Raw genomic sequence first — 12,273 nt, 5'->3', positions numbered from 1 at the left:
GGTCAGGGTCCCTCCCGCTATCCCCGTGCCGCCAGCCACAGTCCGACCGCCAGCGCGGCCGCCGAGACGATCCCTGCCGCGAGCACTCCCGATTCGCCGAACAGGGTGCAGGCCAGCACCGCCGCCGAGCAGACCGGCAGCACCCATTGCGACGCCCCGTGCTTGGTATGCCGGATGTGGATGAACCACACGGTGAAGAAGTAGATCGCCGCCGGGACGGTGACGCACGCGGTGGCCGCCGCCGCGGAGATGTGCGCCTGCCCGACTGCGTGCTCGACGGCTACTTCGAGTCCGCCGCCGATCGCCGCCGCCGAGCCGAAGACGGCGTAGTGGCCGTAACCCCACAGGAACGCCTGCCGGTTGGAGCGCAGGTGGTTGTGGACCGAGCGCGCGAAGTAGACCCACCAGGCGGTGAAACACAGCAGGATCCCGCCGACCGCGATCGGGATCAGGGTGCTCATGGCGTCGTGCTCGTCGGAGGCGGACTGGAAGGCGACGGTGGCGGCGGCGACCGACTCGCCGAGGACGATGAGGGTGAACAGTCCGTAGCGTTCGGCGATGTGGTGCGGGTGCCAGGGGCTGCTCGCACCGCGTTCGGCGAAGGCGGGGACGGAGAGCTCGGCGACGACGCCGAGCGGCATCACGTAGGCGTGTGAGGAGTCCGGCAGCAGGAGCATCAGGACCCAGCCGACCTGGATCGCGGCGATGCCCCCGGCGTAGCGGAGCGCCATGGTACGCAGCGGGCCGGTACAGCCGTGCGCCGCACGCAGCCACTGGGTGACCATCGCCAGGCGCATGACGACATAGCCCAGGATCGGCATACCGAGGTCGTGGTTGTCGAACAGCCGCGGGATGCCGGCCGCGAAAATGAGGACGCCGGCGATCTGGACAAGCGTGGTGACCCGGTAGAGGACGTCGTCGGTGTCGAAGGCAGAGGCGAACCAGGTGAAGTTCATCCAGGCCCACCAGATGGCGAAGAACGCCATCAGGTAGCCGAAGACGGCCTTCTTCACCTCGCCGTGGCCGAGCGCCGCCGCCAGCTGCGCCGAGGCCTGGGACACGGCGACGACGAAGCACAGGTCGAAGAACAGTTCCAGCGAGGTGGCCGCGCGATGCTGCTCGTCACGGTCGCGAGGGGTCATCCTGCGCAGGAGTGATTCAGGAGCTGAAGGCGGAGCGGCAGGAGTGCCCGTGGCCATCGTCCGGTCCTCCTGGTCTCGCGCGCGGGCATGGTCCAAGTCCCACCTTGCGGGGCGAATCGGCAGGCTGCGAGTCGGTGAATCCGAACGGGGCGGGTCAGATGGTCCCGCCGCATGTCGCCCTGCGAGACCTACCCCCTCCCCCACTGCATCTCTAGTTCATGGCAGCCATAGCTCCGACCCGCACGTCCCGCGTCCCACATCCCGGAGCCATGACGATGATCTGGAGGAAACGCTTGTGCTGGCCCGCACCCGCCGTGTCTCAACCCTTTCGGCGGCCATCGCAATGGCCGTGGTCGCCGTGGACGGCGCCGCCACGGCCGCCGCATCACCGCTCGCCCCGAGAGCCGCCGCGTCTGCGGCCCGGCCGCTCGCCGCCGCCGCGCCGCAAATCAGCACCCTGCCGAACGGTGACCGGGTGCTCATCACCGGCTCCGGCCAGGTCTCAAGCGTCGCGGTGATGGCCCCCGACGGCAGCAACGTCCCCGCCGTCCGCTACACCCCGAACGCGCAGCATTCCTACGTCATCCCCGAGTCCGTCCTGGCCGCGCCGGCCCAGTTCGCGGCATCGCAATACGAGATCCCGGCACTGAGTGCGCCAAGCAAGCCCGCGGTGATCCCGCACTTCCCCATGGGCATCGTGCAGATCAACGGCACAGGCATGGACGGCGACCCCGCCAACGGCTTCACCTTCCTCACCAACGTCGACGACTCCAGCCGGTGGAACAACCCAGTCCCGCTGACCAACGGCGTGGCACGGGTCGCGGTGCCGACCGGCCACTACTCGGCCACCACACTGTTCACCCAGACCGACCCGACGACGAACATCCCCACGCTGCGCCAGGTGGTCCAGCTCGACATCACCGTCGCCGGAACCGGCCTGACCACCGTGACCGCCGACGAGCGCGCCGCGACCTCCCAGGTGACGGCCACGACGCCGCGCCCGGCGGTGCACGACAGCGGAATACTGCTGGACAACCGCACCGACCTCGACGGGCAGACCAGCGTCCTGATATCCCCGGCGGACGGGCCCACCTACACCACCGCGACCGCGCCGGCGCAGACAGGCACCTTCACCTACCAAGTGCTGGGCTGGGGAGCCTCCAGCCCGGCCGGGACCGCGGACCCCTACCTCTACGACGTGATATTCCCGGCGTCCGACCACATAGCCGCGAATCAGAGCTACCAGATCGACGCCTCGAAACTCGCCACGATCCACAACGCGTTCGACAACGACCCCGGCTTCACATCCCACAAGGGCGCGTACGTGACCGGATCGGTTTTCCCAAAGGGCACAGGAGTCTCCCACATCTATCCCATCACGGTCCCGGGAACCCTGACGACCTACTACGGCCCGCCGGCCAGCGGCGCGGAGTACGCCCGTGACGTCATCCCCGACGCGCCGTCCGCCGGCATCGAACCGCCCATGATCGATCTGCAGACGTTCAACCCGGCCTACACCGGTCCGACCGAGTCCTGGCGGACCTGGGGCCACGGCCCCCTGACCCCGCAGGCCGGCCGCTACCAGGGTGACGCCCCGTGCCGTTCCTGCACCGACGGCAGCACCGTGGACCTGGGACTGGACATGCTTCAGGACGGCAACCCGGACACCGTCGGCGAGCCGATCGGCCCGGAGAACAGCCACTTCACCGTCTACCGCGACGGGGTCCAGATCTCCTCGCAGGACGGCTCCCCCTGGACCGAGATCACCGGCCAGTCCCAGCGACCCGGCACCTACCGCCTGGTGTACGACCAGGACCTCAGCCAGTTCCCACTCGCCCAGTCCACCGCGACGCACACCGACATCACCGTGCCCTACACCCCGACGCCGGACCCGGCGTGGACCTTCCCGGTCGACAACATCTGCTACGCCCGGGCCGACAGCACCACGCCGTGCTCGATCCTGCCGGTGCTCAACCTGAACTACCAGATGGCCACGGACGACTCCAACACCAGCCACGGCCCCGTGGCGGCGCTCCTGCTGACCGTCGGCCACCAGTCCTACGGCACGGCCGGCGCGAACGCCGCCGTGACCGGCGCCACGGTGTCCGTGTCCTACGACAAAGGCGAGACCTGGACCCCGGTTTCGGTGCTCCCGGCCGGCCCGAACCACTTCGCCGCGCTGTGGAAGAACGGCGCCAAGGGCAGCTCTGCCTGGCTGAAGGTGACCGCCACCGACGCGCTCGGCGGTTCCATCACGCAGACCGTCGCCAACGCCTACACCATCGGCTGAAGGGAATCAGAACGATGAGTCAATTCACGAATCGCAGGATATTGAGCACGCTCGCGGCCGGCATTCTGACCACCGGCGCGGTCGCGGTGGCGGTGACACCGGCCGATGCCACCACCGCCGTCGCCGGCGCGGCCACCGCCAACCCCGCGGCGGCTTCGAGCAACGTGAAAGACGTGTGCGGCGCACCGAAACCCGGCTTCGACCGCTGCTTCGCCCAGATCCGCACCGACGTCCACGAGCCCGCCCACATCAGCCGCGCGGCCGGCACCGCCGGCAGGCCCGCCACGGCAGCAACCGCTCCGGCCGGCTTCGGCCCGGCGGACCTGCACTCCGCCTACAACCTGCCGACCACCGGCGGGGCGAACCAGACCGTGGCGATCGTCGACGCCGGAGACGACCCGCAGGCCGAGGCGGACCTCACCGTCTACCGCTCCACCTACGGCCTGCCGGCCTGCACCACCGCCGACCGCTGCTTCACCAAGGTCAACGAGCGCGGCGCGGCCTCCCCGCTGCCGGCCGACCAGAACTGGGGCGTGGAGATCGCCCTGGACCTGGACATGGTCTCGGCAGCCTGCCCGCAGTGCAAGATCCTGCTGGTGGAGGCCGACCAGCCCAGCGCCGTCGACCTGGGCACCTCGGTGGACACCGCGGTCAAGCTCGGCGCCACCGAGGTCTCCAACAGCTACGGCGCCACCGAATCCAGCGACACGCCCGCCGACGCGGCCCACTACACGCACCCCGGCGTCGCGATCACCGCCTCCTCCGGCGACCGCGGCTACGGCATCCCCAATGAGCCGGCTGTGTTCTCCTCGGTCATCTCCGTCGGCGGCACCTCGCTGACCAGGTCCTCGAATGCCCGCGGCTGGTCCGAGACGGCGTGGAACGGCGCCGGCAGCGGCTGCTCGGCCTGGGTCGACAAACCCGCCTGGCAGACCGACCCCAACTGCCCCGGCCGCATGGTCGCCGACGTCTCCGCCGACGCCGACCCCGACACCGGCCCGGCGGTGTACCTCACCGACTACGGCGCGCCCGGCTGGATCATCGTCGGCGGCACCAGCGCCGCCTCACCGTTCATCGCCGGCATGATCGCCCTGGCCGGCAACCCCGCCAAGTTCCCGAACGCCTCGGCGCTCTACGCACCGTCCGCACACGCGGGCCTGAACGACATCGTCGGCGGCTCGAACGCGCCCAGCACGCTCTGCGGCGGCGACTACCAGTGCAACGCAGTGGTCGGATACGACGGACCGACTGGGATCGGGACGCCGAACGGATTGTCCACTTTCTAGTACCGCATCAGACAACCTCTGCCCGGTAGTTCGCGACGTGTCGGTCGCCGAATGGGATCGGTTCCCGGCTGGTGCTGCGGGCTTCTGGAACTGAGGGTGGCCGGGGTGGAGTTTGCAGGGGGGCTGGAGTTTGCGGGCCGGGTTGCGGTTTGGCTGTGGTTGTAAAGCTTTTTACGGCCTTCGGTCATAGTTGTGCCGGTTCGGGGTTCGGGGTGGTGGGTTTGTTTGTCGGCTGCCGGTTCCCGTGTTCACGACCCCGCCGCACCTCAGGCCTCTTCAACTCCGGCAAGTCAGAGCAAGGACAAAGGGCCAGATCAAGAACAAGATCAATAGCCACAAGCAAGATCAAGAGCCACAAGCAAGATCAAAGTCAAGGGCTGTGGTGAAGAGCCGGGCCTCCGGCGGGCCTCGGCAACCTCAGGGAAACTAGCGCGGTTCCCTCGGGTGCCTGGGTGAGTCTCAGCGGCGGCGGCCGGTGAGGTGGTGCGGTCCGTTCCCCTCGGTCGCGTCGTCAGCCCGGGGGGTACAGCACCGGTGTCCGGGGGTAAAGTCCGCGCGCGGCGGTTGGCCATTTGACCTGCGGTTTTGTTCAGCGCGAACTTGACCCCCGGCCACCGGCACTGTAGGCGAAGCCCTGCCGACGCGACCGAGGGGAACGAACCGAAAACCAGCCGGAGAAATGCAAAACGCAGGGAACGAGGACACCGGTTGGTTGATGCCGCTGCCGGTGAGGGCGTGGCGGCGGGCCGGTGGTCGGTTGGTCGGGAACATGTCCGGGTGCGGTAGGCGGCATGCATGGGTGGCCCGGTCTATCTGTCATCCGGCGGCAGCCGTCTTGGTGGTCAGGTATGTCTGTGATCCGGCGGTAGCCATCTCGGCGGCCGGGTATGTTTGTGATCCGGCGGCAGCCATCTCGGCGGCCAGGTCCGTCTGTCATCCGGCGGCAGCGATCTTGGCGGCCAGACGAGCCCGCGCCCGCACCTGCGGCCGCACCCGCCAGCACAGAATGAGCACCCTGCGACCGCCGCGCTGCCAGCACCCCGACCGGCGGCCGAATCCGCCGAGCCGCCGGTACCCAACCACCGGGCTTTGCCATTCTTCCGGCTGGTTTTCGGTTCGTTCCCCTCGGTCGCGTCGGCAGGGCTTCGCCTACAGTGCCGGTGGCCGGGGGTCAAGTTCGCGCTGAACAAAACCGCCGCCTACCTGCATGTCCGCCGCGCGCGGACTTTACCCCCGGACACCGGTGCTGTACCCCCCGGGCTGACGACGCGACCGAGGGGAACGGACCGCACCACCCCACAAACCGCAGCCGCTGAGACCGACCCGGCCACCCGAGGGAACCGCGCTAGTTTCCCTGAGGTTGCCGAGGCCCGCCGGAGGCCCGGCCCTTCACCACAGCCCTTGACCTTGCCCTTGATCTTCAGCTTTTGATCTTCAGCTCTTGATCTTGCCTGCGCTGTTGATCTTGCCTGCGTCCTTGCTCTGACTTGCCGGTGTTGAAGAGGCCTGAGGTGAGGCGGGGTCGTGAACGCGCGAACCGGCAGCCGACAAACACACCCACCACCCCGAACCCCGAACCGGCACAACTATGACCGAAGGCCGTAAAAATCGCCTTTCAACCCACACCCCAACCGCAACCCGGCCAGCAAACCGCAACCCCAAAGAAGATCCGAACCCGAACACCCCAAACCGGCCCTCTACCGCACCCCGCATCCCGCATCCCGCATCCCGCATCCCGCATCCCGCCAGCAATCTAGCGAAACCGCCACCCCGACGACCTCCGCCCAGGCCAAATCATCACCAGGGCAAACGTTGACTGATACGGCACCAGTCTGTCGGCCGGCAATGGGTGGTGTCGCAGGTGGTGGTCGGTGTCGACGACCGCCACCGGTACTACTCGGACAGGCCGGTTCGATAGGCGAGGATGACCAGCTGCACGCGGTCGCGCGCGTCGAGTTTCGTGAGCAGCCTGGCGATGTGGGTCTTCACCGTTCCGGTGCCGATGAAGAGGCGGTCGGCGATCTCGGCGTTGCTCAGCCCTTCGGCGACCAGCAACAGGACCTCGCGTTCGCGGCTGGTGACGCTGGTCGGCAGCTGTGGTGCGCGAGGCCGGCTCAGCTTGTCCGACGGCGCTTCCACGTATGCCGCGATGAGTCGTTTGGTGATGTGCGGGGCGAGTAGCGCCTCGCCGAGGGCGATGGTGCGGATCGCGGCGTGCAGGTCCAGTGGCCGCGTGTCCTTGAGGAGGAAGCCGCTGGCGCCGGCGCGCAGGGCGCCGAAGACGTATTCGTCGAGGTCGAACGTGGTGAGTATCAGGACGCGGGCGTGGCCGGCCGCGGTGATGCGGCTGGTGGCCTCGATGCCGTCCATCCTCGGCATCCGGATGTCCATCAGGACGACGTCGGGTCGGTGTTCGGCCGCGGCGGTGACTGCCTGTCGGCCGTCATCCACGTCGGCGACCACCTCCAGGTCCGCGGCGGCCTGCACGATGCCGGCCAGGCCGGCGCGGACCAGTTGCTGGTCGTCGGCCACCAGCACGCGGATCGTCATGGCGCCTCCCGCGCAGTCACGGGCAAGGTTGAGGTCTGCGACGGATCGACGGGCATGCGGGCCCGGACCCGGAATCCGCCAGCCGGGTGCGCCCCGGCCTGCACGCTGCCGCCGTAGAGGGCGACGCGCTCGCGCATGCCCGGCAGCCCCCGCCCTTGAGGTTCCGTGGCCGGGTCCGGACGGGCGCTCCCGTCGTCGGTGATGGTCAGGACCAGCTCGTCGGGATGGTAGTCCACGCAGATGCGTGCCGATGCCGCGGCGGCGTGCTTGACCACGTTGGTCAGCGCCTCCTGCACGATCCGGTAGGCAGCGGCCTCCAATCCTGCCGGAAGCGGCCGCGCCTGTCCGGTCACCGTCAGCTCGATCCGCAGGCCCGCACGGCCGGTCTGCTCGGCCAGCCGGGGCAGATCGGCCAGGCTCGGGGCCGGAGCCAGGCCGGCTTGCTCGGTGTCATCGCGCAGTACGCCCAGCATCCGGCGCAGTTCCTCCAACGTCTCGCGGCCGGTCGTCTCGATCACCTGCAGCGCCGCGCGCGCGTCGTCCGGGCGCGTGTCGATGACCAGCTGGCCGAACCCGGCCTGGACCGCGATCACGCTCATCGAGTGCGCGATGACGTCGTGCATCTCGCGGGCGATCCGCAGCCGTTCGGCCGCGGCTTGCCCGTCGGCGCGGTCGCGCTCCTGGCGAAGCAGCGTGTACAGGTAACGGCGGCGCTGGCCGATCGCGAACCCGACCGCCCAAGCCGCGGCGAACAACAGCGTGAACGGCGCCACGGCCCCGGCGTGCTCGAACCGCGGCAGCCCGGTGGACACCGCCACCGCCACGGCGACACCCAAGCCGACTCCGCCGGTGCGGGTCGGGCGCAGCGCGGCCAAGGCGAAAACCGCGAAGGCCAGCGGCAGCCCGCCCCAGAAGATCGCCTGCGGATGCCAGGGCGCGAAGGCGCACACGGCCAGCGACCCCGCGCCCAGAGCCTCCGGCCACCACCGCGGGATCGGCCACCTCGCCGATGTCGCATCGGAGTCCATGATCGCCCAGCCTAGGCGGCACCGGCCCGGCCCGCGTCGCCCCCAAGAGGTATGCCCCAGGGCAGACCGTGGACGGACAAGATCTGTCCGCGGGCCGACGATCTGCACCCGGGCGCCGCGCCATCGTGGGAACCGTGATCAGATGCGAACACCTCACCAAGCGCTTCGGCCGCACCACGGCCGTGGACGACCTGACCTTCGACGTGCATCCCGGGCGGGTGACCGGCTTCCTCGGCCCCAACGGCGCCGGCAAATCCACCACCATCCGGGCCGTCCTCGGCCTGGACACCCCGGACGCCGGCCGCGCCCTGGTCGGCGGCGTCGCCTACCGCGACCTCCAGCAGCCGCTGCGCCACATCGGCGCGCTGCTCGACGCCGGCGCCGTCCACCGCGGCCACACCGCCCGCGCGCACCTGAGCGCCCTGGCCGCCGCCGCCCACATCCGGCGCGACCGGATCGATCAGGTGCTGGCCCTGGTCGGCCTCACCGACGTCGCCACCCGCCGCACCGGCACCCTGTCCCTGGGCATGAAACAGCGTCTGGGCATCGCCACCGCGCTGCTCGGCGATCCGCCGCTGCTCATCCTCGACGAACCCGTCAACGGCCTGGACCCCGAGGGCATCCGCTGGATCCGGACCCTGATGCGGACGCTGGCCGCCGAGGGCCGCACCGTGCTGGTCTCCAGCCACCTGATGAGCGAGATGGCCCTGACCGCCGACCACCTGCTGGTCATCGGCCGCGGCCGGCTGCTGGCCGACGTGGCGATGGCCGACTTCGTCCCGCCCGGGACATCCCTGGAGGACGCCTACCTCGACCTCACCGCCACCGCCGTCGACTACCGCACGCAGCCGAGCCAAGGAACGAGACCCTGATGCCCACCGCCCTGTCCGGCGCCGTCGCCTCCGAGATCGTCAAACTCCGCTCCCTGCGCTCGACCTGGCTCACCGCCGCCTTCGCCATGGCCTTCGGCCTGGCCCTGAGCATCGCCGACGTCTCACACATCGCGAGCAGCTGGCCGCGCATGGCCGCCGCCGACCGGGCCCAGTTCGACCCGGTCGGCGACTCGCTGTCCGGGTTCTCCTTCGCGGTCCTGGCGTTCGGGGTCCTGGGCGTGTTGGCCGTCAGCAGCGAATACACCACCGGCCTGATCCGCTTCACCCTGCTGGCCACGCCGCGCCGCGGCGTCGCCTACACCGCCAAGACGCTCGTCGTCGGCTCCTTCGCGCTGCTGCTCGGCCAGCTCGCGGCGTTCGGCAGCTTCTTCATCGGACAGGCCTTCCTGGCCAAGCAGCATCTGCAGGTCAGCCTCACCGACCCGGGCGTATTCCGTGCCGTGTTCTGCGCCGGCCTGTATCTGTTCGCGGTGACCATGGTCGGCTACGGACTGGGAGCCGTCCTGCGCCACACCGCCGGCGCGATCGCCTCCCTGTTCGCCCTGGTCTACCTCGGCTACGGCGCCGCCAAAGCCGTCGAAGGCTGGTCCTACCTGCCCAGCAAACTCATGCTGAGCAACGCCGCCGACACCCTGGCCCAGATCCAGCCGCACCCACCCCGCCCCGAACGCGTCCCTTCACTGACCTTCGCCCTGCTCGACCTGGCCCTCTACCTCACACTCGCCGGCGTCCTGGGCGCATGGCGATTCACCCGCGACGCCTGAACCCCCGGAGACGAAGATGCCACTGCTCCTACCCCATGCGGCCCGACAGATCGCGGCCCTGGGCTGCGCGATGACGGCCCTGTCACCCCTCGCGCCGGCCACCACGGCGCACGCGGCAGTTCCCCCGCCCGCGGCTCAGGCACCGATCCGGCTCACCCTGCCGGCACCGACCGGCCCGCACCCGGTCGGCAAGACGGTCCTGCACCTGGTGGACCCGACCCGGCGCGAGCCGTGGGTGCCGACGCATCCGGTCCGGGAGCTGATGGTCAGCATCTGGTATCCGGCGACCCAGGACGCCGACAGGTTCCCGGCCGCCCCCTACATGCCCCCGGCCTCCGGCGCCGAGTTCCTGGCCGGCGACCTCGGCCTGGGACCGGGTCAGGCGGTGTTGCCGGCCGCCCACGCCCACACCGACGCTCCCGCCGACCGGCGCGGCGGTCGACACTCGGTGGTGATGTACCTGCCCGGCAAGAACGCCACCCGGGACAACACGACAGTGATCGACGAGGACCTGGCGAGCCACGGGTATGTGGTGGTCACCGTCGACTTCCCCTACGACGGCGACGAAGTGGAGTTCCCGGACGGCCACATCGTCAACGCCGTGCCGGACGCGGCGCGCGGCGACGGCCAGGCGATGCTCGCCGAGCGGGTCGCCGACACCCGCTTCGTCCTCGACCAACTCGCGGCGGCAAGCCACGGCGCGGACCCCGACGCCGAGCACCACCCGATGCCGGTCGGCCTGGCCCAGGCACTGGACCTGCAGCAGGTCGGGTTGTTCGGGCACTCCCTCGGCGGCGTCAACGTCGCCTCCAGCATGTACGCCGACCCTCGGTTCGCCGCCGGGATGGACATCGACGGCGGCGCCGCGGGCCCGGTGGTGCAGGACGGCCTGGACCGGCCGTTCCTGATCGTGGACGGGAACAAGTCCAGCCGGGCCACCCTGCCGGAGTACCAGAACTTCTGGACCCACCTGCGCGGCTGGCACCGCGACCTGGCCCTGACCGGCTCCGGCCACGCCTCCTTCACCGACCTGGAAGCCTTCTATCCCCAACTCGCCCCCCTGCTGTCCGTACCGCCCGCGACGCTGCTACCCGTCTTCGGCACCATCGCCCCGGACCGTGCCCTCGCCTGGCAGCAGACCTATCCGCGGGCGTTCTTCGATCAGGCGCTGCGGCACCGGCACCGGACGCTGCTCGAGCGACCCTCGCGACGGTTCCCCGAGGTCGTATTCATCCCCTGATAACACCGTCGGCGCCACACCGTCGGCGCGTCATCGCCGCAGTGCCCAGCATGCGGATGACATACGGCGCTTCGGACAGTGCCCGAATGTCCCGGACCGCCCGGGCCTTTCGGCCCTGACCGTCTTCGGTCCGGCGACCGAATCTGGAAGAAGCCTGATTCATCAATGGGAGAGGAACACGACCATGACCGGACCCGTGGTCGTCGGCGTCGACGACTTCGAGCACAGTGACCACCTGATCGCCACGGCCGTCCGGGAGGCGGAGCTGCGCGGCACCGCACTGTGGCTGGCCCACGCCTACCACGGGTACGCCCCGGTGACCCAGGGCTTCCCGCCGGGCTTCACACCCGAGCAACTCCTGCACGACGCGGCCGAGGAGCAGTTGACCGTGACCGCGGCGAAGGTCCAGGCAGAACACCCTGACCTGCACGTGGAAACCGCAGCCGTATCCGGCCCCGCGGCTCCGGCCCTGGCACAACTGGCGAACCTCGCTTCACTGTTGGTCGTCGGCGGCCGGGGACGGGGTGGCCTGAGCGGGCAGCTACTGGGATCGGTGTCACTGGGCACGGTCTCCCGAAGCCACTGTCCGGTGCTGGTAACACGCGGCTCCTGCGAGAAGACCACCCAGCGCGTCATGCTCGGCCTCGACGTCGGCCAGGACCCGCGTACAGGCCCGGAGGTTCTGGAGTTCGCGTTCAAGGAGACCGCCCGCCGCAACGCCCACCTCTACGCCTTCTACGTTTGGGAAGACCCTGCGGACCTGTACGCCTACGGCGCGAAGTTCTTCACGCGCGCCCAGCACGACGTAGCGCTTGAACGGGGACGGGAGAAGCTGGAAACGGCCCTGGCGCCGTGGAAGCAGATGTTCCCCAAGGTCCAGGTGACCCCTGATGTTCTGGCCGGTCTGCCGGCCAAGCTGCTGGTGGAAGCCACCGACCGGGCCGACCTGGTGGTCATCGGCGGCCGCGCGCACGAAGGCAAGGACGGAACGCGCATCGGCGCGATCGCCCACACAGTCCTGCACCACGCGGACTGCCCGGTCGCGATCGTTCCCGAGCACTGACCTCGGCGAGCGTCCCG

The 12,273-nt window shown here is 69.8% G+C and carries 9 protein-coding genes; 6 read left to right on the top strand and 3 right to left on the bottom strand.

What is annotated here, in order from left to right; all coding sequences use genetic code 11:
• Nucleotides 1–17: 17 nt before the first annotated feature.
• Nucleotides 18–1,142 carry a low temperature requirement protein A gene (locus KGQ19_RS09730; RefSeq protein WP_212008751.1) on the bottom strand — a complete coding sequence of 375 codons (1,125 nt, stop codon included), beginning with the start codon at nt 1,140–1,142 and terminating at the stop codon, nt 18–20.
• Nucleotides 1,143–1,437: 295 nt separating this feature from the next.
• Between KGQ19_RS09730 and KGQ19_RS09725 the strand changes: the two genes are divergently transcribed.
• Nucleotides 1,438–3,432: a hypothetical protein gene (locus KGQ19_RS09725; RefSeq protein WP_212008750.1), complete on the top strand. Its 1,995-nt coding sequence runs from the start codon at nt 1,438–1,440 to the stop codon at nt 3,430–3,432.
• A gap of 14 nt (nt 3,433–3,446) precedes the next feature.
• Nucleotides 3,447–4,718, top strand: coding sequence for a S53 family peptidase (locus tag KGQ19_RS09720; protein WP_212008749.1), 1,272 nt, complete (start codon nt 3,447–3,449; stop codon nt 4,716–4,718).
• Between the two features lie 1,893 nt (nt 4,719–6,611).
• Here KGQ19_RS09720 and KGQ19_RS09715 read toward each other — a convergent pair.
• Nucleotides 6,612–7,268, bottom strand: a complete 657-nt coding sequence (locus KGQ19_RS09715) for a response regulator (protein WP_212008748.1) — start codon at nt 7,266–7,268, stop codon at nt 6,612–6,614.
• Nucleotides 7,265–8,296 (bottom strand): sensor histidine kinase, encoded by a 1,032-nt coding sequence (locus KGQ19_RS09710; RefSeq protein ID WP_212008747.1) that lies wholly within the window; start codon nt 8,294–8,296, stop codon nt 7,265–7,267. The genes KGQ19_RS09715 and KGQ19_RS09710 overlap by 4 nt, the downstream gene beginning before the upstream one ends.
• A 134-nt stretch (nt 8,297–8,430) precedes the next feature.
• Here KGQ19_RS09710 and KGQ19_RS09705 point away from each other — a divergent pair, with 134 nt between their 5' ends.
• The 4 genes from KGQ19_RS09705 (at nt 8,431) to KGQ19_RS09690 (ending at nt 12,256) form a co-directional block, all read left to right on the top strand.
• Entirely contained in the window at nt 8,431–9,168 is a 738-nt protein-coding gene (locus tag KGQ19_RS09705) for an ABC transporter ATP-binding protein (RefSeq protein WP_212008746.1), read from the top strand.
• Entirely contained in the window at nt 9,168–9,953 is a 786-nt protein-coding gene (locus KGQ19_RS09700; protein WP_212008745.1) for a hypothetical protein, read from the top strand. The genes KGQ19_RS09705 and KGQ19_RS09700 overlap by 1 nt, the downstream gene beginning before the upstream one ends.
• Before the next feature lie 16 nt (nt 9,954–9,969).
• Nucleotides 9,970–11,193 carry an alpha/beta hydrolase family protein gene (locus KGQ19_RS09695; protein ID WP_212008744.1) on the top strand — a complete coding sequence of 408 codons (1,224 nt, stop codon included), beginning with the start codon at nt 9,970–9,972 and terminating at the stop codon, nt 11,191–11,193.
• 184 nt (nt 11,194–11,377) lie between these two features.
• The gene (locus KGQ19_RS09690) at nt 11,378–12,256 is read left to right on the top strand and encodes a universal stress protein (protein ID WP_212008743.1); all 879 of its coding nucleotides are present in this window, start codon (nt 11,378–11,380) and stop codon (nt 12,254–12,256) included.
• The last annotated feature ends 17 nt before the right edge of the window (nt 12,257–12,273 follow it).

This window comes from Catenulispora pinistramenti (genome assembly GCF_018274385.1).
GTDB classification, from domain to species: domain Bacteria; phylum Actinomycetota; class Actinomycetes; order Streptomycetales; family Catenulisporaceae; genus Catenulispora; species Catenulispora pinistramenti.
This window is presented reverse-complemented; position numbering and strand designations above follow the sequence as displayed.

Excerpts from the sequence above, each read along its gene's own strand:
- KGQ19_RS09695 (WP_212008744.1), top strand. The coding sequence starts at position 9,970 with ATGCCACTGCTCCTACCCCATGCGGCCCGACAGATCGCGGCCCTGGGC.
- KGQ19_RS09720 (WP_212008749.1), top strand. The coding sequence starts at position 3,447 with ATGAGTCAATTCACGAATCGCAGGATATTGAGCACGCTCGCGGCCGGC.
- KGQ19_RS09710 (WP_212008747.1), bottom strand. The coding sequence starts at position 8,296 with ATGGACTCCGATGCGACATCGGCGAGGTGGCCGATCCCGCGGTGGTGG.
- KGQ19_RS09690 (WP_212008743.1), top strand. The coding sequence starts at position 11,378 with ATGACCGGACCCGTGGTCGTCGGCGTCGACGACTTCGAGCACAGTGAC.
- KGQ19_RS09700 (WP_212008745.1), top strand. The coding sequence starts at position 9,168 with ATGCCCACCGCCCTGTCCGGCGCCGTCGCCTCCGAGATCGTCAAACTC.
- KGQ19_RS09730 (WP_212008751.1), bottom strand. The coding sequence starts at position 1,142 with ATGACCCCTCGCGACCGTGACGAGCAGCATCGCGCGGCCACCTCGCTG.
- KGQ19_RS09715 (WP_212008748.1), bottom strand. The coding sequence starts at position 7,268 with ATGACGATCCGCGTGCTGGTGGCCGACGACCAGCAACTGGTCCGCGCC.